Origin of the sequence: Micromonospora sp. NPDC006766 (genome assembly GCF_040636055.1) — a bacterium.
In the GTDB taxonomy this organism is placed as follows: Bacteria; Actinomycetota; Actinomycetes; order Mycobacteriales; family Micromonosporaceae; genus Micromonospora.
Genome location: NZ_JBEYIX010000079.1, coordinates 1 through 19,018 on the forward strand (window position 1 = coordinate 1; position 19,018 = coordinate 19,018).

The following is a 19,018-nucleotide window of genomic DNA, read 5'->3' on the forward strand; positions in this document are numbered from 1 at the left end:
CTTGCCGCCCCGGCTGGCCAGCTCGACCTCGTCGCCGTCACGGAAGATGATGCAGCGGAAGCCGTCCCACTTCGGCTCGTACGTCAGGCCGGGCGAACGGACCCGGGCCACCGCTGTGTCCGGCCACCACGGCCGGTACGTCGCTGATCCGGCGTGCGCCGACGATCAGGAGTTGGGGCGCTTGCCGTGGTTCGCGCCGCTCTTCTTACGGGCCTTCTTCTTCCGGGCCTTCTTCGCCATGCTCTGCCTCCTTGTGCTGGTCACGGTCCGGCCGCGGCGAGCGCGGCGGAGGTCGTGTGCCGGTGCTCCGGGCGCCGGAGACCGACCCGCTGATGTTAGTGCCGGCAAGGCCGCCGGGGATCCGGTGGGGGCGGAACGGTGCGTCCCGCTCGCTGTTCGGGCGTGACCCCGGTCATGATTGGATACGTTCGCACGAACCGGTGGAGAGGGAGGGCCTGAAGATGGCCGAGGAGATCCGCGCCGAGATGGTGGCGAACGTCTGGAAGGTCGTCGCGTCGACCGGGGACAGCGTGTCCGAAGGGGACACGCTGGTCATTCTGGAGTCGATGAAGATGGAGATTCCGGTCGTCGCCGAGTCCGACGGCGTCGTGCAGCAGATCGTGGTCAACGAAGGTGACGTCGTGCAGGACGGCGATCTCATCGCGGTGATCGGTTGAGCGGCCTCGTCGTCCGCCGGGCGGAGCCGGCCGACCATCCGGCGGTGGCCCGCCTGACGGTCGCCGCGTACGAGGCGGACGGGCAGCTCAAGGGCGAGCACGGCTACGGCACGGTGCTCGCCGACGTGGCCGGCCGGGCGGAGACCGGCGAGGTGCTGATCGCCGTCGACGAGGCCACCGGTGAGGTGCTGGGCGCGGTCACGTTCGTGCTGGCCGGCACCCCGTACGCCGAGCTGTCCGGCCCAGGGGAGGCCGAGTTCCGGATGCTCGCGGTCGACCCGGCCGTGCAGGGACGCGGCACCGGCGAGGCTCTGGTCCGGGCCTGCGTGGAGCGGGCGGCCGAGCTCGGCTGTTCGGCCGTGGTGATCTGCGTACGCGCCGGGATGGCCGCCGCGGCGCACCGGCTCTACGCGCGGCTGGGCTTCGTGCGGGTGCCGGAGAAGGACTGGTCGCCGCTGCCCGGCGTGGAGCTGCTGGGCCTGCGGCTGGACCTCACCGGCCGCTCCTGACGGCGGCCCGCCCAGCGGCGATGGTGCCGCCCGCCCACGTCAACTGCGAGAGGCGGGCGGTCAGTCGCCGGTGCCGATCTTCGCCAGCAGCTCGTCGGCCACCTCGAGGGAGATCCTTTTGCGCTCGGCGTCGGTGAGGTTCGGGGCGCGGACCGCGAACCAGCTGCTGTGCACGGCGAACAGGGTCAGCGCGGCCCGCAGCTGGGCGGCCGGCGAGTCGTCGCCCCGGCACAGCTCGTTGGCGAGGAGCATCATCCGCTCCCGCATCTGCTGGCCGGCGACGAGGCTTTTCAGCACGGTCTGGTTCTGCTCGAAGAAGCGCATGACCGCCGGCAGCTCGCCGGCGAACATCGCCTCCGCGTACCGGGTGATCAGTGTGCGGCGGGTGGCCAGCGTGGCGGGCTGGGAGTGGGCCCAGGCGATCAGCTCGTCCATCCGGCGCAGCCGGTCCTCGACGAAGCTGTTGACGATCTCGTCTTTGCTCTTGAAGTGGTAGTAGAGGGCTGCCTTGGTCACCCCCAGCCGCTCGGCGATCTCCCGGAGCGAGGTCTTCTCGTACCCTTGCTCGGTGAAGAGCTCCAGCGCGACGGCCTGGATGCGTTCCCGCGTGCCGCCTGTGCTCTCCCTCACGTCCACCACCTAACTTGCTTGACGGGTTTCTGACCACAAACTTACCGTGCGGCTAGTAAGGTAACTAACCGGGCGGCAAGTAAGTCGGTCACAGATCTTCGGGGAGCCTACCCATGAGTCAACCAGCCCAGGTGATTGCGCGACCCAATGTCCGGGTCGTGCTGTTCGGCCTGATGATCGCGATGATGCTCGCGATGCTCGACAACATGATCGTCAGCACCGCGCTGCCGCGGATCGTCCTGGAGTTCGGCCAAGCCGGGCATTTCACCTGGGTGTTCACCGCGTACGTGCTGGGCACCACGGTATCCACCCCGATCTGGGGCAAGCTCGGCGACCTCTACGGCCGCAAGGCCGTCTTCCTCACCTCGGTGGTCGTCTTCCTGATCGGCTCCGCGCTCTGCGGCATGTCCGGCTCCAGCCTCCTGGGCGGCGTCGACAACGGCATGATCGAGCTGATCGCGTTCCGCGCCGTCCAGGGCCTCGGCGCCGGCGGCCTGATGGTCGGCGTGATGGCGATCATCGGTGACCTGGTGCCGCCGCGCGAGCGGGGCCGCTACCAGGGCATGATCGCCGGCATCATGGCCATCGCCATGGTGGCCGGCCCGCTGGTTGGCGGCTTCATCACCGACCACCTCTCCTGGCGCTGGGCGTTCTACGTCAACCTGCCGCTCGGCGGCGCCGCCCTGCTCGTGCTGGCCACCACCATGCACCTGCCGAAGTACCGCACCGAACACAAGATCGACTGGCTGGGCGCCGCGCTGCTCTCCGTCGGCATCACCGGGATCGTGCTGGTCACCACCTGGGGCGGCAAGGAGTACGACTGGGTCTCCCCGCAGATCATCGGGCTTTCCGCCCTCGCCGTCGCCGCCCTGGTGGTCTTCGGTTTCGTCGAGCGGCGGGCCGCCGAGCCGATCCTGCCGCTGCGGCTGTTCGCCAACCGGAACTTCGCCCTCATCTCGGTGATCGGCTTCCTGCTCGGCTTCGCGATGTTCGGTGCGATGAGCTTCCTGCCGCTCTATCAACAGACCGTGCAGGGCGCCTCGGCCACCAACAGTGGCCTGCTGCTGCTCCCGCTGATGTTCGGCATGCTCGTGGTCTCGCTGGTGGTGGGTCGCACCATCACCAAGACGGGTCGTTACCGGGCCTTCCCGATCATCGGTGGCGTGGTGATGGTCGCCGGCATGGGCCTGCTGACCCGGCTCGACCTGGGCACCAGCAAGACCGAATCCTCGCTTTACATGATCGTGCTCGGCGTCGGCATGGGCTTCCTCATGCAGACCTCGATGCTGATCGCGCAGAACAGCGTGGAGCAGAAGGACCTCGGCGCGGCCAGCGGCGCGGCCACCTTCTTCCGCTCGATCGGTGGCTCGTTCGGCGTCTCGCTCGCTGGTGCGATCTTCGCCAACCGCCTCGCCAGCTCGCCTGCCGGTGCCGCGTTCAGCGGTGCGAAGGGCGGCGAGGGAGGCGCCATGGACCTGGACAAGCTCAAGCAGCTCACCGGGCCGATGCGCGAGGCTGTGCTCGGCACGCTCTCCGACGCCATCTCGCACGTGTTCTTCTGGGCGGTCTTCTTCACCGTGGCGGTGCCGGTGCTCGCCTGGTTCATCAAGGAGGTTCCGCTCCGTTCGACCAACGACGGCCGGCCGGCCGGTGCCACTCCGGAGGACGAGGCCGAGGCCGCCCTCGGCAAGGCCCCCGTCGCCTGATCGTCCGCCCCGCGCCCCGCGCGCGCGGGCGCGAGGTGTCAGGGGCGGGGGAAGAGGGTGGTCAGGCGGTGCCAGAGGCGCCGCCAGGCACTGGTCGGGGCGTTGGCCTGAGAACTGCTGATCAGCTCGCGGGCCAGCTCGCGGGTGGCGGGGGCGAGGTTCGGGGTGGCCAGCGCCAGATGTGCGAGCGACACGACGATCGGCACCGGACGCTCCCGGGCCACGGCCGCCGCGTCGGCGAGCCGCCCGGCCACCACCGCGGCCACGTCGGCACGTACGGCGGGGTCGACCCAGGCGGCGGTGACCAGGGCGAACAGTGCCGCCTCGGCGATCCAGTCCGCCGCGACCAGCTCCAGCAGCACCCGGCGGCGGCTGGACTCCGCCCACGGCTCGTCGGTGCGGTGGTGCAGCAGGCCGAGGCAGGCCCAGACCTGTACGCAGCGCACCCAGAGCGAGGGATCCTGACCGGCGAGCACCCGACCCAGCGCGGTGGCCGGGGCCTCGGGCGGGTGCGCCAGCAGGCCGAGCAGGTCGTCGAGGTCCAGCGTGGCCAGCCCGACCGCGGCGTCGTACGCGGCCGGCGGGTGCGGCCAGGCCGGGTGGACGAGGTGCTGGATCCGCTCGACGGCCTCGGCCGACGGGGCCGGCAGGGTGGGTGCGCCAGCGTGGTGCGGCCCGTCCGGCGCCGGCCGGCCGGCCGGGGTCACCTGCCCGAGCCAGGGGCGGCCCCGACAGCACTCGGCCAGGTCGCCGTGCTCGTGGCTGTCGTCCGGGTGATCCCGTACGAAGTCGGCCAGGGCAACCAGGTGAGTGACGTCCCCGTCGCGCTGGAACCGCAGCCGGTGCGCGGTGTGGACCGCGCAGTCGAACGTGGGGTCCTTGGCGAGGGCCCGGTCGATCCAGTCCAGCGCCTCGTCGAGTCGCCCGTGGTCGGCGAGCGTGCCGGCGATGTCGGCGTAGACGGCGAGGTCGTCGGGGTCGTGCGCGACGGCCCGGCCGAGCGCGGCAAGGGCCTCCCGGACCCGGCCGGCGCTGCGGTACGCGTACCCGAGCCAGACCTCGCCGAGCTTGCTGGGCTCGGCGCGTACGCCGCGGGCGGCCCAGGTGACGGCGAGGGCGGCCTCGCCGAGGCGCCGGGCCAGCGCCGACGCCGCGCCGAGCAACAGCGGGTGGCCGGGATGCACGGTGACCGCGTTGCTGGCGAGGGTGAGGTACGGCCGCAGCGGGTCGCGTAGTCGGCGCGGAACCGGGTCGGGCACTGCCGCGCACAGCTGCATGAGGATCCGGGCGGTGCGCTCGGGTTCGAGTCGTTCGGGCAGCTCGGGGGCGGTCACCCAGGGCACGCCGGCCCAGTCGGCCGCGGGCGCGTAGCCGGTGGCCGCGGCCAGCAGGTCGAGTCCTTCGGCGGGGCGCCCCGCGGCGGCGAGCAGGTGGGCGCGGGCCACCACCGCGCCGATGAAGGCGTGGTGGCCGAGCGGAAAGAGCTCCAGGTCGCCGCCGCTGGCCGCGGCCACCCGGGCGAGCGCCTCGTGCGCCTCGGGCAGCGTCGGGGCCTGGACGAGGGCGGCGGCGACGTGTCCGGCGGCGTGCGGCAGGTCCCCCTCGGCGAGCGCCAGCCGGGCCAGCGCGAGTTCCTCCGCCGGGGAGAGGGCAGGGTCGTCCTCGGGCACGTCTTCCTCTCGGTGGTCGGTCCGCCAGTCGGAAAGCCTAGGTGATCAGCGACCCGGACGGTGATCCACTGCGCACCGGTGTTCGTTCCGTTGCTGATAGAGGTTGAATGGTGCAACACTGAGCGCCGGTCGCGCAGCGATCGCGTAGGAGGGGGTCTTTCGTGACGCGTCCAGGGGCCGGCATGGCCGCCGACATCGCCGAGCAGCCGGCCGGTTACGACCGCCTGCTCTCCGCCGAGCACGCGGGGGCGATCGCCCGGGTCGCGGCGGTGATCGCCGAGCGTCGGCCCCGCCACGTGGTGTTCACCGCCCGGGGCACCTCCGACCACGCGGCGCTCTACGCGGCGTACCTGACCGAGATCCGGCTCGGCATTCCCGCCAGCCTCGCCTCGCCGAGCACCATCACCGTCTTCAACGCCCGGCCCGACCTCTCCGATGCCCTCGTGGTCGGGGTCAGCCAGAGCGGCGGCTCACCCGACCTGGCCGAGGTGCTGCGGGTGGCCCGCGCCTCCGGCGCGCTCACCCTCGCCGTCACCAACAACCCCGACTCGCCGCTGGTCCGCACCGCCGAGCTGAGCGTCGACATCGCCGCCGGGCACGAGCGCGCGGTCGCCGCCACCAAGACGTACACCGCCGAGCTGCTCGCGCTGCTGATGCTCGTGGAGGGGGTACGCGCCGGCGACGGCGAGCTGCCCGCCGAGGAGCGGGCCGCCCTCGCCCGCCTGCCCGAGCTGGCCGAACGCGCTCTGTCCGACGCCACCCCGGCCGAGCTGGCCACGCGCTACCGGTTCGCCGCCCAGCTCGTCACCACCGGCCGGGGGTACGCGTACTCGACGGCCCGGGAGGCGGCGCTGAAGCTGATGGAAACCTCGTACCTGCCGGCGCTCGCCTTCTCCGGCGCCGACCTGCTGCACGGCCCGCTCGCCATGACCGACCCGGACGTCCCGGTGCTCGCCGTGGTCGGCTCCGGCCCTGGCGGGCAGGCGATGCGCGAGGTGCTGCACCGGCTCGGCGAGCGCCGCGCCGACGTCGTGGTGGTCGGCTCCACCGAGGTCGAGGCGGCCGGCCGGCTGCCCGTCCCCGAGGTCGACGAGCGCTACGCCCCGCTGTTGGACATCCTTCCGCTCCAGCGACTCGCGCTCGTCCTGGCGCTGGCCCGAGGCGAGGACCCGGACGCCCCGCGCGGGTTGCAGAAGGTCACCGCGACGATGTGACGTTCGGCGTGGCACTCTGTTCAGCGTGTCCACGCTGCGCGACCTCGCCGAGGAGCACACCCAGCTCCGGCCGGCCGACATCGACCATCTGCACCGGATCGCCGGCGACTGGCAGATGCTGTCCGACCTGTCCTTCGCCGATCTGCTGCTCTGGGTGCCGGTGGACCGCGAGGGCACGTTCGTCTGCGTGGCCCAGGTGCGCCCGACGACCGCGCCGACCGCGTACCTCGACGACCAGGTCGGTCGGATCCTCGGCGGGCCGGAGGCGGCGCACCTGGAGGTCGCCCACCGGCAGGGCCGGATCTGGCGGGAGGGCGACCCGGTCTGGTACGGCGACGTGCCCGCCCGGCATGAGGCGATCCCGGTGCGGCTGCGCGCCACCGACGGCGAGGCCGGCGAAGTCATCGCGGTGGTCGGCCGGGACACCAACCTCTCGACCGCGCGGACACCCAGCCAGCTCGAACTGAACTACCTGACCACCGCCGACGACCTGGCCCAGATGGTCGCCGACGGCACCTTCCCGCCGCCCCGGCACCCGGGCGAGACCACCTCGGCGCCCCGGGTCGGCGACGGTCTCGTGCGGCTTGACGCCAACGGCACGGTCACCTACGCCAGCCCGAACGCGCAGTCCGCGTACCGGCGGTTGGGCTACGCCTCGCATCTGGTGGGGGAGGACCTGGCCAAACTGCACCGCCGGCTGGCCAGCGACCCGCTCGAAGGCACCGACGCGGGCAATGCGGTGCTGGCCGCGCTGCGCGGCGAGGCCCCGCCCCGGCGGGAGATCGACGCCCGCGGCGCCACCATGCTCACCCGCGCGCTGCCGCTGATGCCGGCCGGCGTGCCGATCGGCGCGCTGGTGCTGGTCCGCGACATCACCGAGGTACGCCGGCGCGACCGGGCCCTGATCACCAAGGACGCCACCATCCGGGAAATCCACCACCGGGTGAAGAACAACCTTCAGACGGTCGCCGCGCTGCTGCGCCTCCAGGCCCGCCGGGTTTCGATGCCGGAGGCTCGGGTCGCCCTGGAGGAGTCCGTACGCCGGGTCGCCTCGATCGCGCTGGTCCACGAGACCCTCTCCATGTCCAGCGACGAGGTGGTCGAGTTCGACGGCATTGTCGACCGGGTGGCCAGCGCGGCGACCGAGGTCGCGGCCACCGAGGTGCCGGTCGGCATGCGCCGGCAGGGCAGCTTCGGCGTACTGCCCGCTGAGATCGCCACCTCGCTCGTGATGGTCCTCAACGAGCTGCTGCTCAACGCCGTCGAGCACGGCTTCCCACCGACCGCGGAGGGGGGTATGGCCCGCCCGGACGGCGCGGCGGAGCCCGAAGTGGTGGTCTCTGCGCACCGGCTCCGCAAGCAGCTGCAGGTGTCAGTGGCGGACAACGGGCGCGGCCTGCCCGAGCAGTTCGATGCCGAACGCGGCGGCAACCTCGGCCTCCAGATCGTCCGGGCTCTGATCACCGGCGAGCTGCGCGGCACCATCGAGCTGCGCAACGGCGCCACCGGCGGCACCGAGGCCGTGCTGGTCGTTCCCCTCGCCCGCACCCCCGCCGACCGCCCCTGACCCGCCCCGCGCTGGGTGCGCTCAAGATCTGCACAACGAGGTGGGTCAGTGAGTGAGGAGGGCGACGGTGATGCCGGGGCGGGACCAGACCTGTTGGACGGTGAAGGCGTCCCGGAGCGCGGCACCCTTGGCGCCGGGGACAGCGGCCAGGGGGTCGGTCCGGCGGCCGGCAGCCACCAGCCAGATCCGCTCGACGCCGCTCAGGCAGGTTTCGGGGTGGTCGCACTCGCTGGCCCAGAGGTCCGCGCGCTGCCGCTGGTCGCGGGCCACCAGCACGTCACGGGGTCGCCGTGACCCCAGGTGGTACGCCATCCCCAGGTCAAGGAAGAGCCAGCTGTCCCGGGGCGAGTAGACGATCGTGTCGCCCCGCTGCTGGTGCTCGGCGATGACCCGGGCGGCACCTCGGTAGTCGACACCGGCGGTGCGCGGCCACTCATGGGTACGGCGCAGCGCCGCCTGGTCGGGCGCGCCGAGCGCCCCGGCCAGGACCACCACGGCGAGCGCCGGCGCCAGACGTACGCCGGCCAGTGCCGCCCCGGCCAGCAGGCAGGCGAACGGGACGGTGAAGACCAGGTACCGGGTCACCCAGAGTGGCACGACCATCCCGGCGGCGAAGAGCAGCAGTACCGGTAGCAGGACGGCGGCCCCGGGCAGCAGCGCCCGCCGGCCGAGCCGCCCCGCGCCGAGCGCGGCGAGGCCGACCAGCAGCCCGCCCACCACCCCGCTCTGCGCCACCCCGGCCGGCAGCGCCGCCAGGTCGGCCGGGCGGGCCAGATGCACCCAGTCGAGTTGCCGGGGCCGCTGCGACCCGGCGAGCAGCACCAGCGGCGTGACCAGCAGCGCGGCCGGCAGCAACGCGACCGCCCAATGCCAGAGCAACCCTGAATGCGGCCCGGTGGCCGTCCGCTTGCCTGCCGCCCGTTCGCCGGTCGCGCGGTTGCCCGCCGGGTCGTCGGGCGGGTGGCCGCAGGCCGCCCGATCGCTAACCGCGTCATGGGCCAGCGCCCCGGGAATGGCTGCCGAGCCGCGCCACGCGGCGAGCAACACCACGACCCCATGCGCGGCGAGCAGGGTGAGCGCGATCAGGTGAACCAGGCCCAGGGCGGCGACCGCGGCGGCGTACCCGGCCCAGCGCGGCCAGGACGCCTGCCGCAGCGCCCCGACCAGGAGCACCGTGGCGAGCACCGCGAAGAGCGTGGCCAGAGCGTACGGCCGGGCCTCCTGGCCGTACCGGGAGGTGCTCGGGAGGACGGCGAAGAGCAGGCCGGCGAGCAGCCCCACCCGGGCGTCGACCAGCCGCGCGCCGAGCCGAGCGGTGAGCGCGGCGGCCCCGGCCATGGCCAGCGCCGACGGCAGCCGCAGCGCGGCCGGCGAGGTTCCGGCAAGCGTGACCCAGCCGTGCATGAACAGGTAGTACGGCCCGGTTGCGGAGTCGATGGTGCCGGCCAGCCGGATTAGGTCGCCGACCGGGCGGGTGACCGCGCTCCAGGTCGCCAGCTCGTCCCGCCAGGGCTGAGCGTGCCCGATCCCGGCGAGGGTGACCACCAGCGTGACCAGCGCCGGCCAGAGCCACGCCAACCGCGGTGAGTTGGCGGGCCCGCCGGCCGGCGGAGCGTCTTCCCCGATCGGCGGCGAACCGAAAGAGACGGTCACGTCTCGCAGCGTCACACAAGCACACGGCCCGTCGTGCCCGTCCGCCGATCGCGGTCGCTGCCTGGCCAGAATGTCGGTGTTGGGACCTAGCATCCGCCGCATGGATGAGACAGCAAGGACGCGGCGGATCGCCACCGACTAGTCGACAGCCAGCCGCAGGGCTGCCGAGCACACCGCCCGTGATGTGGGATCACCGCTCGTGCCGGTGGCCGGCACCCGATCGGTGTGGGAGCATGTGTCCATGACCGCCGCTGTCGTCCGCCGCTTCGTGGCCCGTCGCCACGTCGATTACGGCCGCGTGCGCAGCGCGATCTGTCCGGCCCACTGACGACGCCCGACCCATCCGTCTCGGGCGCGCTCCGCGCCGGCCGTCATCGACATTGCCGTCCACGGCCCTTCACCAGGGCCGGCCGTCGCGTTTGCGTACCCGGGCACAGCAGACAACGGAGGACGCCGCGATGGCGGTCAGCAGCACACCCAGCCGGTCCGAGAACCCGCCCGCCGCACGGGCGCCCCGCCGTCCTCGGGGCGAGGGGCAGTGGGCGCTCGGGCATCGCGAGCCGCTCAACGCCAACGAGCGGATCAAGAAGGACGACGATCCGCTGAACGTGCGGGCCCGGATCGAAACCATCTACGCCCACCGGGGGTTCGCCTCGATCGACCCGCAGGATCTGCGCGGCCGGTTCCGCTGGTGGGGCCTCTACACGCAGCGTAAGGCGGGCATCGACGGCGGGCGGACGGCCGTGCTGGAGCCGCACGAGCTGGAGGACGAGTTCTTCATGCTCCGGGTCCGGGTGGACGGCGGCCAGCTCAACCTGGCCCAGCTCCGGGTCATCGCGGACATCTCCCGGGAGTTCGCCCGGGACACCGCCGACATCACCGACCGGCAGAACATCCAGTTCCACTGGATCCGGGTCGAGGACGTGCCGGAGATCTGGCGCCGGCTGGAGGAGGTGGGCCTGCAGACCACCGAGGCGTGCGGTGACTGCCCCCGGATCGTGCTGGGCAGCCCGGTCGCCGGAGTGGCCCGCGACGAGGTGGTCGACCCGACTCCGGCGATCGACGAGATCGTCCGCCGGTACGTCGGCGACAAGCAGTTCTCCAATCTGCCCCGCAAGTTCAAGTCCTCGATCTCCTGGCTGGTGGACACCCCGTACGAGGCGAACGACATCGCCTTCCTCGGCGTCGAGCATCCGGAGCACGGCCCCGGCTTCGACCTCTGGGTCGGTGGCGGCCTGTCCACCAATCCGATGCTGGCCAAGCGCCTCGGCGTCTGGGTGCCGCTGCACGAGGTGCCGGACGTCTGGGCCGGCGTGGTCGGCATCTTCCGCGACTACGGCTACCGCCGGCTGCGTAACCGGGCCCGGTTGAAGTTCCTGGTCGCTGACTGGGGCGTGGAGCGCTTCCGCGCGGTGCTGGAGAAGGAATACCTGGGCCGCACGATGCTCGACGGCCCGGCTCCGGAGCTGCCGGCAAAGCCGATCGACCACATCGGCGTGCACTCGCAACGCGACGGTCGCAACTACGTCGGGGCTGCCCCGGTGGTGGGTCGGGTTTCCGGCCCGCAGCTGGCCCGGCTCGCCGACGTGGTCGAGGCACACGGCAGTGACCGGGTGCGGCTCACCCCGTACCAGAAGCTGCTGGTGCTGGACGTGGCGCCGGAGCGGACCGACTCGCTGGTGGCGGCGCTGCGCCGGATCGGCCTTGAGGCCCGGCCGTCGGCTTGGCGGCGCGGCACCATGGCCTGCACCGGCCTCGAGTTCTGCAAGCTCGCCATCGTCGAGACCAAGGCCCGCGGCGCGGAGCTGGTGGCCCGGCTGGAGGAGCGGCTCGCTGGTGAGGATCTCAAAGACGCCGACATCTCCATCCACCTCAATGGCTGCCCCAACGCCTGCGCCCGCACGCAGGTCGCCGACATCGGGCTCAAGGGCCAGTTGGTGGTCGGCCCGGACGGCCGGCAGGTGGAGGGCTTCCAGGTGCACCTGGGCGGCGGCCTCGGCATGGCGCAGGGGCAGACGGCCGGCTTCGGCCGCAAGCTGCGCGGCCTGAAGACCACCGCCGAGGAGCTTCCGGAGTACGTGGAACGGCTGGCCCGCCGCTACCTGGCCGGCCGGGCCGAGGGCGAGTCCTTCGCCAACTGGGTGATCCGGGCCGACGAGGAGGATTTGCGATGAGCGAAACCCGATCCGCGCCGCTGTACTGCCCGTACTGCGGCGAGGAGGACCTGCGACCGAGCGAGGCCGGGCACGGCGCCTGGGAGTGCCACGCGTGCGCGCGGGTCTTCACCGTGAAGTTCACCGGTCTGCTCCGTGAGGCGGTGGCGCGATGAACCTGGCCTCCGCCGCCGACCTGGGCCTGGTCGGGGTCGGTGGACCGATCCCCGCCGACCCGGTGCGGCGTGACCCGCAGGAGCTGCGCGCGTTGGCCGAGGAAGCTGGCCGGAAGCTGGCGGACGCCCCCGCACTGGAGATCGCCCGCTGGGCCGCCGAGACGTTCGGCGACCGGTTCTGCCTGACGAGCTCGATGGCCGACGGGGTGCTGGCCCACCTGGTCTCCCGGGTCGCGCCGGGCGTCGACGTGATCTTTCTGGACACCGGGCTGCATTTTCCGGAGACGCTGCGGGTGCGGGACGAGGTGGCCCGGCGGCTGCCGGTGAACGTGCGATCGATCCGGCCCCGGATGACCGTCGGGCAGCAGGACGGTCAGTACGGCCCCCGCCTGTTCAACAGGTCCCCGGACGACTGCTGTCAGCTGCGCAAGGTCGAGCCGCTGGAGCGGGCGCTGGCCGGGTACGACGCCTGGGCCGCCGGGCTCCGCCGGGACGAGTCGCCGACCCGGGCCAACACCCCGGTGGTGGCCTTCGACGCGCGGCGCGGGAAGGTCAAGGTGAACCCGATCGCCGCCTGGACCCAGCGGGACGTGGATGCCTACATCGCCCGCCACGACATTCCGGTCAACGAGCTGTTCGACCGCGGCTACGGGTCGATCGGCTGCTGGCCCTGCACCCGTCGAACGAAGGCGGGGGAGGACCCGCGGGCGGGCCGGTGGGCCATGTTTGAGAAGACCGAGTGCGGCCTGCACACCTGAACCCGGGGCCGCCGGTGGTGCTGGTCGCGCATGGCAGTCGTGATCCGCGGGCGGCCGAGGCGACCCGGGCGCTGGCCCGCGCCGTGGCGGCCGCCCGCCCCGGCACCACCGTGCTGCCGAGCTGGCTGGACCACACCGACCCCGGGCCGACCGTCGTGCTGCGGGAACTCGCTGCCGCCGGTCACCGCCGGGCGGTGCTGGTGCCGCTGCTGCTGACCGCCGCGTACCACCGGTTGGTCGACATCCCCGCGGCCGTGGCCGCCGCCGCTGAGGGCGGACCGTCGATCGAGGTACGGATCGCCGACGTGCTCGGGCCGGCCGACGGGGCGGTGGACGGCGCGCTGCTGGCCGGGTTACGCCGCAGGCTGGCCGAGGCGGCACCCGGCGGGTACGACGCCCTGGTGCTGGCCGCGGCGGGCACCCGGGATCCCCGGGCACGCGGCTCGGTGGGTCGGGTCGCCTTGGCCCTTGGTGTCGAGTCGGGGGTCGGCTGCCGCGTGTCGTACGCCTCGGCGGCACCCCCGGGGGCCGGCGCTGCGGTGGCGAAGCTACGCGCCCGCGGGGCGCGCCGGGTGGCGGTGGCCGCTTACTTCCTGGCCCCGGGCCTGTTCCACGACGCCGTGCTCGCCGCCGCCCGGGACGCTGGTGCGGTGGCGGTCGCCGCGCCGCTCACCGACGGTCCCGAACTGGTCGACCTGATCCTCCGCCGCGCCACCGCCCACTTCAGCTAAGCCTCACCCAGCCTGCGGTGATCATGACGTTGGCGGCGGCGCGATCCACATCGCCGTCAACGTCATGATCGACGCGGCCTGGGGCTGGGGCGGGGCGGGGGCTGGGGGAGTGAGGGTGGACAGCAGGACGCCCCGGCGGGGTGACCCGGGCCGGGGCGTGCAGCTGTGGTGCGATCAGGCGGAGTGAGCGCGCAGCACCCGGAGACCGCCGCGGCGCTTCACCGCGCGGCGCTCCTCCTCGCTCATCCCGCCCCAGACGCCGGCGTCCTGACCGGACTCCAGCGCCCACTGCAGGCACTGGTCGGTCACCGGGCAGCGCCGGCAGACGGCCTTGGCCTGCTCCACCTGCAGGAGGGCCGGGCCGGACGTCCCGATCGGGAAGAACAGCTCCGGGTCCTCGTCGCGGCAGACGGCATCGTGGCGCCAGTCCATGGCGGCAACACTCCTCATTCTTTAGTGGGTGACCAGATAACGCTTCGTTGCTTTTCCGTATGCATCCGCATTGCCGATTGGTGACGGTCAGCATCCATCAATTCGGCGCTGCGTGAGCAGGCTGCAGGCCTCGGGACCTGCTGGAACAGCTCAACCTGCCGAGCATATCCGGACAATGTCCCGGTAACGCGAGTTCGCTTGTGAATACTTTCACGAACTGCCGCAATGTCAAGGGTGACGCTCGGAAAAACTCCAAGCAGTGAGCGGGCTCACCACCCTTTTGTCCGGATATCAGAGCGCTCTGACTACCCGGCGTGCCACAGTCGAGGATCAATATAGTACGGTCTGCGTGACGTTGCTGACATTTCCGGCATCCTTTCGTCGGCGTGGCTCCGACAACTTCAGCTCGGCGCGTCTGACGCCGCGCCGCGACCTGGAGCCGTCGTCCGCTGGGGGACGGTGTGCCATGCGTCGATCGGCAGGAGTACCCGAGGCCTAGCAGATTACTCTCAGTGCGGCCGGAACGGATGCGAATCTGACTTTCTCCCGCTCGCCCAGGTAGTCCCCGTCGAGCTGAAAGCCGAGCGGACGGGCCGAGAGCAGGGTGAACTCCGACACGTCGTGCAGGCGGAGCACCTGCCGGCCGTGCGGATCGGGCCGGCTGGAGAAGAACTGCGTCACCGTACGCGCCGTGCTGCCCACCCGGAGTTGCCGCATCGCGAGCACGTCCAGCCCGAGGTCGAACGAGGCCTCCGGGTTCGGGTTGATCTCCCGCTCACCGAGGTAGGTCCAGGGCGCGGTGTTCTGGATGATGACGGTGGCCAGTTCGGCCTCCGCGGCCTCGCCCGGGCGCTCGATCATGATCGAGGGGTGCCGGCGGTCGGAGGCGAGGAAGTACTGGCTCACCGTCGACCGCAGGTAGAGCGTCGGGGTGGAGACCCGGCCCCGCAGGCGGGCCTGCTCGACCCGATGGATCACCGCGGCGTCGATACCGAAGCCGGCGCAGAAGGTGAAATAGCGGTCGTCCGCCCGGCCCAGGCCGATGGTGCGGGACCGCCCCAGGCGCAGCCCTTCGAGGATCATGCTGGTCCCGTCGGGCCACTCCCGTGGCAGGCCGAGCGCTCGGGCGAAGACATTGGTGGAGCCCCCGGGGACGGTGGCCAGCGCCGGCAAGCGCTCCGCCGGGCTCTCCCCGGTGCGGAAGGTCGGCGGGTCGGCGGTCATCAGACCGTTGACCACCTCGTTGACCGTGCCGTCGCCACCCAGGGTGACCACCAGGTCGACGCCCTCCTCGGCGGCCTCCCGGGCGAGGTCCGTCGCGTGGCCCCGCCGGCGGGTGTACCGCACCGACAGGTCGACTTCGCTACGCAGCGCCCGGACCAGGACGTCCCGGCTGCGTTCGCTGGTGGTGGTGGCCTTCGGATTGACCACCAGGACGGCCCGCATGGGCGGCACTGTACCGCGCCTACCCACGGGTATCGTGGCGCCCGTGACGATCGACTCCGACCTGGTACCCGCCACGCTTCGTTGGGCGGTCCGGCTGCTGCGCGCCGAGGCGGTGGCGCTCGGTCTGGTCGCGGCGTGGCTGATCTGGTCCGACCTGACCGCGCACAGCACCGATCTGACCTCTGCGCTGCTGGTGACCGCGTTCGCGGTGGCCGGGGCAGCGACGCTCTGGGCGCTCAGCGGTGCGCTGCTGCGCCGGCGGTCGGGCGCCCGGGCGCCGGCCATTGTGCTGGAACTCATGCTGCTGCCGATCGGCTGGTACATGATCCAGGGTGGGCTGGGCTGGCTGGGACTGCCGCTGATGGCGCTCGGCCTCGGGGTCAGCGGGCTGCTGGTGAGTTCGCCGACCAACCGCGCGCTCGGCTTCGACTGACCGGACGGCACCGGGACACCGGCCGCGGACGCCGGACGGCAGCCCGGTCAGTAGCCGGAGGTACGGCGGGTGAGTAGGGAGATGGTGGCCCGTCCGTCGGCGGCCCAGGCGGACGCCGCGGTGGTCAATGCGGTGAGCACCTTCCAGGCAAAGGACGACTCGGCGGGCAGGGCGGCCCCCCGGACGGTCGGCACGGTCACCTCCACGGTGAGCGCGTCCTCGGTGACTCGGAACCGGCACTCCAGCTCGGCGTTACGGGTCGCGATGGCGAGCAGCATCGCGCACGCCTCGTCGACCGCGATGCGCAGGTCCTCGATCTCGTCGAGGGCGAACTGGAGCCGAGCCGCGAGGCCGGCCGTGGCGGTGCGGAGCACGCCGAGGTAGCCGCCGTCGGCCGGCACGGTGAGGTGCACGACATCGTCATCGATCGTCGGCCGGCCTGTTAGTTGAGTCACGCCTCATCCCCCCGGTGCGGGACTCTACCCGCTCAGGCGTCCGGTTGCCTGGGCACGGCGGTCGCCCGCGCCGCGAGGTCGTGCAGGGCCGCCCCGGTGAGCCGGTACGGCACCCACTCGTCCATCGGCTTCGCCCCGATGGTCGCGTAGAAGCGGGCCGCCGGGTTCCAGTGGATCATCCACCATTCCAGCCGCCGGTAGCCGCGTTCGACGCAGATCGCGGCCAGGGTGGCGAGCAGTCGGCGGCCCACCCCGGTGCCCCGGGCGGCCGGGCGGACGTAGAGGTCCTCCAGGTAGATGCCGTGCACGCCCTCCCAGGTTGAGAAGTTGAGGAACCAGAGAGCGAAGCCCACCGGCTGGCCTGTCGCGTCCACCGCCACATGCCCGAAGAGGGCCGGCTGGGGCCCAAAAAGCGCCGCGGTCAGCTGTTCTTCGGTGAGGTGGCACTGCTCGGGGGCCCGCTCGTAGTCGGCGAGTTCGTGCACCATCGCAACGACGGCCGGCACGTCCTCAGGACGCGCCGGCCGGATCGTCGGTGCCGGTTCGAACCGGGTCACGCCTGCTTGGTCTCCCAGAAGATCTTCGAGATCTCGTCGATCTTCGAGAGCAGCTCATCGGCCTTGGCCGGATCGGTGGCGCCCTTGGCGCCGGCGGCGCCGGCCAGCTTGGTGGCCTCGTTGAAGAGCTGGTGCAGGTGCGGGTACTTCTCGAAGTGGGCCGGCTTGAAGTAGTCCGTCCAGAGCACCCAGAGGTGGTGCTTGACCAACTCGGCGCGCTGCTCCTTGATGATGATGGCCCGGGTGCGGAACTCCGGGTCGGTGTTGGACTGGTACTTCTCGCAGATCATTTTGACCGACTCGGCCTCGATGCGGGCCTGGGCCGGGTCGTAAACGCCGCACGGCAGGTCGCAGTGGGCACTGGCGGTCACGCGGGGCGTGAGGATGCGGGGAAGGCGCATCAGGGTCCTCCATGGGATGTTTGCGATGATCCAAGCCGACATTACTCCTGGACATGCTCCCCGGCGGGCGGGAGGTGAAACCCGATGGGCGCCCCGGACGTTTCCCCGCCGCCCGTGCTGCGCGGCCCGTTGACGGCCGTGCTCGTCACCGGCCCCTCCATGGCGCCGACGCTGCGGCACGGGGACGCGGTGCTGGTGCGTACCGGGGGGCGGCCGGTACGCCCCGGGGACGTGGTGGTCGCGGTCTTCCGTAGCCGCCCGGACCTGCTCGTGGTCAAGCGTGCGGTCCGTCCGCAGGCCGGCGGTTGGTGGGTACGCGGTGACAACGACCTGATCACCGACGACTCCCGGGCCTACGGGGTGGCCGACGTGCGGGGTCGGGTGGTGGCCCGATACTGGCCGCGTCCGGGGCTGGTCAAGGCTCGGCAAGGGTGGATATGATCCCGCTCACACCCGAGTGACCGGTACCTGACTATGCTCGGAAGTGCCCGGGTGACCCCCTGCACCACCGCCCCGCCGGCCGCTGACCATCGCGCGCCGAGCCGGCCGGTCCGTCTGCACGACAGATCCTGGAGTCACCATGTCTACGTCCACCCCGGACCCTGCTGATCCCATCTTCCGGCGGCACGCCGGCGGCAAGATGGCCATCGCCTCGACCGTTCCGCTCACCAGTCGGGAGGACCTCTCCCTCGCGTACACCCCAGGGGTGGCCCGGGTGTGCGAGGCGATCGCCGCCGATCCCGACCTCGCCGACGACTACACCTGGGTGTCGCACACCGTGGCCGTGGTCACCGACGGCTCCGCCGTGCTCGGCCTGGGCAACATCGGCCCGCGCGCGGCGCTGCCGGTGATGGAAGGCAAGGCGGTGCTGTTCAAGCAGTTCGCGGGCGTGGACGCGGTGCCGATCTGCCTGGACACCCAGGACGTGGACGAGATCGTCGCCACGGTGCGGGCGCTCGCCCCCTCGTTCGGCGGAATCAACCTGGAGGACATCAGCGCCCCGCGCTGCTTCGAGGTGGAACGCCGGCTGGACGAGGCGCTGCCGATCCCGGTCTTCCACGACGACCAGCACGGCACGGCGATCGTGGTGCTGGCCGCGCTGCGCAACGCGGCGACCCTGCTCAACCGCAAGCTCGGCGATCTGCGGGTGGCGGTCAGCGGGGCCGGCGCGGCCGGGGTCGCGGTGACGAAGATGCTGATCGCCGGGGGAGTGAACCCGGACCAGGTGGTGGTCTGCGACTCCAAGGGCATCATCGGCCGCCACCGCGAGCTGACCGGCACCAAGGCCGAGTTGGCCGAGACCACCAACGCCGACGGCCGGCAGGGCGACGTCACCGAGGCGCTGCGCGGCGCGGACGTGCTGGTCGGCGTCTCCGGTGGGCAGATCCCCGAGGAGGCGGTGGCCGGGATGGCCCCGGGGGGCATCGTCTTCTCGCTGGCCAACCCCACCCCCGAAGTGCACCCCGAGGTGGCCGCCCGGCACGTCGCGGTGGTCGCCACCGGGCGCAGCGACTACCCCAACCAGATCAACAACGTGCTCGCCTTCCCCGGTGTGTTCCGCGGCGCGCTGGACGCCGGGGCCACCCGGATCACCGCCGAGATGAAGGTGGCCGCGGCCGACGCCATCGCCAACGTCGTCGCCGAGTCGCTCACCGCCGAGGCGATCGTCCCCTCCCCGCTCGACCCGCGGGTCGCCCCGGCGGTCGCCGAGGCCGTCGCCGAAGCCGCCCGTCGTGAAGGGGTCGCCCGCCGCTGAGGTGTAAGACATCCCAGGACGTACGAGTGTCAAGTAGCGGGTTCGGCGGTGTGGTGTGGCCAGGCGGTCGTCTCGTTGTAGGGCGTGCCGGTTT

The 19,018-nt window shown here is 72.2% G+C and carries 21 protein-coding genes; 12 read left to right on the forward strand and 9 right to left on the reverse strand.

The features are described from left to right. Positions 1 to 111 (reverse strand): hypothetical protein (locus ABZ671_RS30995; RefSeq protein ID WP_357864800.1); only part of this gene is annotated, 111 nt, incomplete at its 3' end. A 344-nt stretch (positions 112 to 455) separates the two neighbouring features. On the opposite strand from ABZ671_RS30995, the gene ABZ671_RS31000 reads away from it, so the two are divergent. Both ABZ671_RS31000 and ABZ671_RS31005 read left to right on the forward strand, forming a co-directional pair. Next, positions 456 to 677, forward strand: coding sequence for a biotin/lipoyl-binding carrier protein (locus tag ABZ671_RS31000; RefSeq protein ID WP_357864802.1), 222 nt, complete (start codon positions 456 to 458; stop codon positions 675 to 677). Further along, positions 674 to 1,186: a GNAT family N-acetyltransferase gene (locus ABZ671_RS31005; protein ID WP_357864776.1), complete on the forward strand. Its 513-nt coding sequence runs from the start codon at positions 674 to 676 to the stop codon at positions 1,184 to 1,186. The genes ABZ671_RS31000 and ABZ671_RS31005 overlap by 4 nt, the downstream gene beginning before the upstream one ends. A 60-nt stretch (positions 1,187 to 1,246) precedes the next feature. Here ABZ671_RS31005 and ABZ671_RS31010 read toward each other — a convergent pair whose 3' ends face one another. Next, positions 1,247 to 1,822 (reverse strand): helix-turn-helix domain-containing protein, encoded by a 576-nt coding sequence (locus ABZ671_RS31010; RefSeq protein ID WP_357864803.1) that lies wholly within the window; start codon positions 1,820 to 1,822, stop codon positions 1,247 to 1,249. A gap of 107 nt (positions 1,823 to 1,929) precedes the next feature. On the opposite strand from ABZ671_RS31010, the gene ABZ671_RS31015 reads away from it, so the two are divergent. Beyond that, a complete protein-coding gene (locus ABZ671_RS31015; RefSeq protein WP_357864778.1) occupies positions 1,930 to 3,522 on the forward strand; it encodes an MDR family MFS transporter in 1,593 nt (530 codons plus the stop codon). A gap of 38 nt (positions 3,523 to 3,560) precedes the next feature. On the opposite strand, the gene ABZ671_RS31020 is transcribed toward ABZ671_RS31015, so the two are convergent. Continuing rightward, positions 3,561 to 5,192 carry a tetratricopeptide repeat protein gene (locus tag ABZ671_RS31020; protein ID WP_357864780.1) on the reverse strand — a complete coding sequence of 544 codons (1,632 nt, stop codon included), beginning with the start codon at positions 5,190 to 5,192 and terminating at the stop codon, positions 3,561 to 3,563. A gap of 182 nt (positions 5,193 to 5,374) precedes the next feature. Here ABZ671_RS31020 and ABZ671_RS31025 point away from each other — a divergent pair, with 182 nt between their 5' ends. Both ABZ671_RS31025 and ABZ671_RS31030 read left to right on the forward strand, forming a co-directional pair. After that, positions 5,375 to 6,406, forward strand: coding sequence for an SIS domain-containing protein (locus tag ABZ671_RS31025; RefSeq protein ID WP_357864805.1), 1,032 nt, complete (start codon positions 5,375 to 5,377; stop codon positions 6,404 to 6,406). Positions 6,407 to 6,431: 25 nt separating this feature from the next. Continuing rightward, entirely contained in the window at positions 6,432 to 7,973 is a 1,542-nt protein-coding gene (locus ABZ671_RS31030; RefSeq protein ID WP_357864782.1) for a histidine kinase N-terminal domain-containing protein, read from the forward strand. A gap of 45 nt (positions 7,974 to 8,018) precedes the next feature. On the opposite strand, the gene ABZ671_RS31035 is transcribed toward ABZ671_RS31030, so the two are convergent. Further along, positions 8,019 to 9,551, reverse strand: coding sequence for a glycosyltransferase family 39 protein (locus ABZ671_RS31035; RefSeq protein WP_357864807.1), 1,533 nt, complete (start codon positions 9,549 to 9,551; stop codon positions 8,019 to 8,021). A gap of 533 nt (positions 9,552 to 10,084) precedes the next feature. Here ABZ671_RS31035 and ABZ671_RS31040 point away from each other — a divergent pair. The 4 genes from ABZ671_RS31040 to ABZ671_RS31055 are packed head-to-tail and all read left to right on the forward strand — an operon-like array spanning position 10,085 to position 13,444. Continuing rightward, a complete protein-coding gene (locus ABZ671_RS31040; protein WP_357864783.1) occupies positions 10,085 to 11,800 on the forward strand; it encodes a nitrite/sulfite reductase in 1,716 nt (571 codons plus the stop codon). Further along, positions 11,797 to 11,955 (forward strand): hypothetical protein, encoded by a 159-nt coding sequence (locus ABZ671_RS31045; protein ID WP_357864784.1) that lies wholly within the window; start codon positions 11,797 to 11,799, stop codon positions 11,953 to 11,955. Before ABZ671_RS31040 ends, ABZ671_RS31045 begins: the two co-directional genes overlap by 4 nt. Then, positions 11,952 to 12,713 carry a phosphoadenylyl-sulfate reductase gene (locus tag ABZ671_RS31050; protein WP_357864786.1) on the forward strand — a complete coding sequence of 254 codons (762 nt, stop codon included), beginning with the start codon at positions 11,952 to 11,954 and terminating at the stop codon, positions 12,711 to 12,713. Before ABZ671_RS31045 ends, ABZ671_RS31050 begins: the two co-directional genes overlap by 4 nt. Continuing rightward, positions 12,695 to 13,444 carry a CbiX/SirB N-terminal domain-containing protein gene (locus tag ABZ671_RS31055; protein ID WP_357864787.1) on the forward strand — a complete coding sequence of 250 codons (750 nt, stop codon included), beginning with the start codon at positions 12,695 to 12,697 and terminating at the stop codon, positions 13,442 to 13,444. Before ABZ671_RS31050 ends, ABZ671_RS31055 begins: the two co-directional genes overlap by 19 nt. 174 nt (positions 13,445 to 13,618) lie before the next feature. On the opposite strand, the gene ABZ671_RS31060 is transcribed toward ABZ671_RS31055, so the two are convergent. Together ABZ671_RS31060 and ABZ671_RS31065 are read right to left on the reverse strand one after the other, a co-directional pair. Further along, positions 13,619 to 13,876 carry a WhiB family transcriptional regulator gene (locus ABZ671_RS31060; protein ID WP_073834718.1) on the reverse strand — a complete coding sequence of 86 codons (258 nt, stop codon included), beginning with the start codon at positions 13,874 to 13,876 and terminating at the stop codon, positions 13,619 to 13,621. 495 nt (positions 13,877 to 14,371) lie between these two features. Next, a complete protein-coding gene (locus tag ABZ671_RS31065) occupies positions 14,372 to 15,322 on the reverse strand; it encodes a diacylglycerol kinase family protein (RefSeq protein ID WP_357864790.1) in 951 nt (316 codons plus the stop codon). A gap of 43 nt (positions 15,323 to 15,365) precedes the next feature. Here ABZ671_RS31065 and ABZ671_RS31070 point away from each other — a divergent pair, with 43 nt between their 5' ends. Then, entirely contained in the window at positions 15,366 to 15,755 is a 390-nt protein-coding gene (locus ABZ671_RS31070; RefSeq protein ID WP_357864792.1) for a hypothetical protein, read from the forward strand. A 47-nt stretch (positions 15,756 to 15,802) separates the two neighbouring features. Here ABZ671_RS31070 and ABZ671_RS31075 read toward each other — a convergent pair whose 3' ends face one another. The 3 genes from ABZ671_RS31075 to sodN all read right to left on the reverse strand — a co-directional run bounded on the left by ABZ671_RS31075 (position 15,803) and on the right by sodN (position 17,168). After that, the gene (locus tag ABZ671_RS31075) at positions 15,803 to 16,210 is read right to left on the reverse strand and encodes an ATP-binding protein (RefSeq protein WP_357864793.1); all 408 of its coding nucleotides are present in this window, start codon (positions 16,208 to 16,210) and stop codon (positions 15,803 to 15,805) included. Between the two features lie 32 nt (positions 16,211 to 16,242). Further along, positions 16,243 to 16,698 carry a GNAT family N-acetyltransferase gene (locus ABZ671_RS31080; protein ID WP_357864808.1) on the reverse strand — a complete coding sequence of 152 codons (456 nt, stop codon included), beginning with the start codon at positions 16,696 to 16,698 and terminating at the stop codon, positions 16,243 to 16,245. A 65-nt stretch (positions 16,699 to 16,763) separates the two neighbouring features. Further along, positions 16,764 to 17,168, reverse strand: coding sequence for a superoxide dismutase, Ni (gene sodN / locus ABZ671_RS31085; RefSeq protein WP_265008312.1), 405 nt, complete (start codon positions 17,166 to 17,168; stop codon positions 16,764 to 16,766). Positions 17,169 to 17,252: 84 nt separating this feature from the next. On the opposite strand from sodN, the gene ABZ671_RS31090 reads away from it, so the two are divergent. Both ABZ671_RS31090 and ABZ671_RS31095 read left to right on the forward strand, forming a co-directional pair. Then, positions 17,253 to 17,609, forward strand: coding sequence for a S24/S26 family peptidase (locus ABZ671_RS31090; RefSeq protein ID WP_357864796.1), 357 nt, complete (start codon positions 17,253 to 17,255; stop codon positions 17,607 to 17,609). Positions 17,610 to 17,748: 139 nt separating this feature from the next. Then, positions 17,749 to 18,924 (forward strand): NADP-dependent malic enzyme, encoded by a 1,176-nt coding sequence (locus tag ABZ671_RS31095; protein WP_357864798.1) that lies wholly within the window; start codon positions 17,749 to 17,751, stop codon positions 18,922 to 18,924. Positions 18,925 to 19,018 lie beyond the last annotated feature (94 nt).

What these genes read in the sequence shown, in the direction of transcription:
- ABZ671_RS31025 (WP_357864805.1), top strand. Translation starts at nt 5,375, where the DNA reads ATGGCCGCCGACATCGCCGAGCAGCCGGCCGGTTACGACCGCCTGCTC.
- ABZ671_RS31060 (WP_073834718.1), bottom strand. Translation starts at nt 13,876, where the DNA reads ATGGACTGGCGCCACGATGCCGTCTGCCGCGACGAGGACCCGGAGCTG.
- ABZ671_RS31050 (WP_357864786.1), top strand. Translation starts at nt 11,952, where the DNA reads ATGAACCTGGCCTCCGCCGCCGACCTGGGCCTGGTCGGGGTCGGTGGA.
- ABZ671_RS31065 (WP_357864790.1), bottom strand. Translation starts at nt 15,322, where the DNA reads ATGCGGGCCGTCCTGGTGGTCAATCCGAAGGCCACCACCACCAGCGAA.
- ABZ671_RS31080 (WP_357864808.1), bottom strand. Translation starts at nt 16,698, where the DNA reads ATGGTGCACGAACTCGCCGACTACGAGCGGGCCCCCGAGCAGTGCCAC.
- sodN (WP_265008312.1), bottom strand. Translation starts at nt 17,168, where the DNA reads ATGCGCCTTCCCCGCATCCTCACGCCCCGCGTGACCGCCAGTGCCCAC.
- ABZ671_RS31090 (WP_357864796.1), top strand. Translation starts at nt 17,253, where the DNA reads ATGGGCGCCCCGGACGTTTCCCCGCCGCCCGTGCTGCGCGGCCCGTTG.
- ABZ671_RS31040 (WP_357864783.1), top strand. Translation starts at nt 10,085, where the DNA reads ATGGCGGTCAGCAGCACACCCAGCCGGTCCGAGAACCCGCCCGCCGCA.
- ABZ671_RS31095 (WP_357864798.1), top strand. Translation starts at nt 17,749, where the DNA reads ATGTCTACGTCCACCCCGGACCCTGCTGATCCCATCTTCCGGCGGCAC.
- ABZ671_RS31045 (WP_357864784.1), top strand. Translation starts at nt 11,797, where the DNA reads ATGAGCGAAACCCGATCCGCGCCGCTGTACTGCCCGTACTGCGGCGAG.
- ABZ671_RS31015 (WP_357864778.1), top strand. Translation starts at nt 1,930, where the DNA reads ATGAGTCAACCAGCCCAGGTGATTGCGCGACCCAATGTCCGGGTCGTG.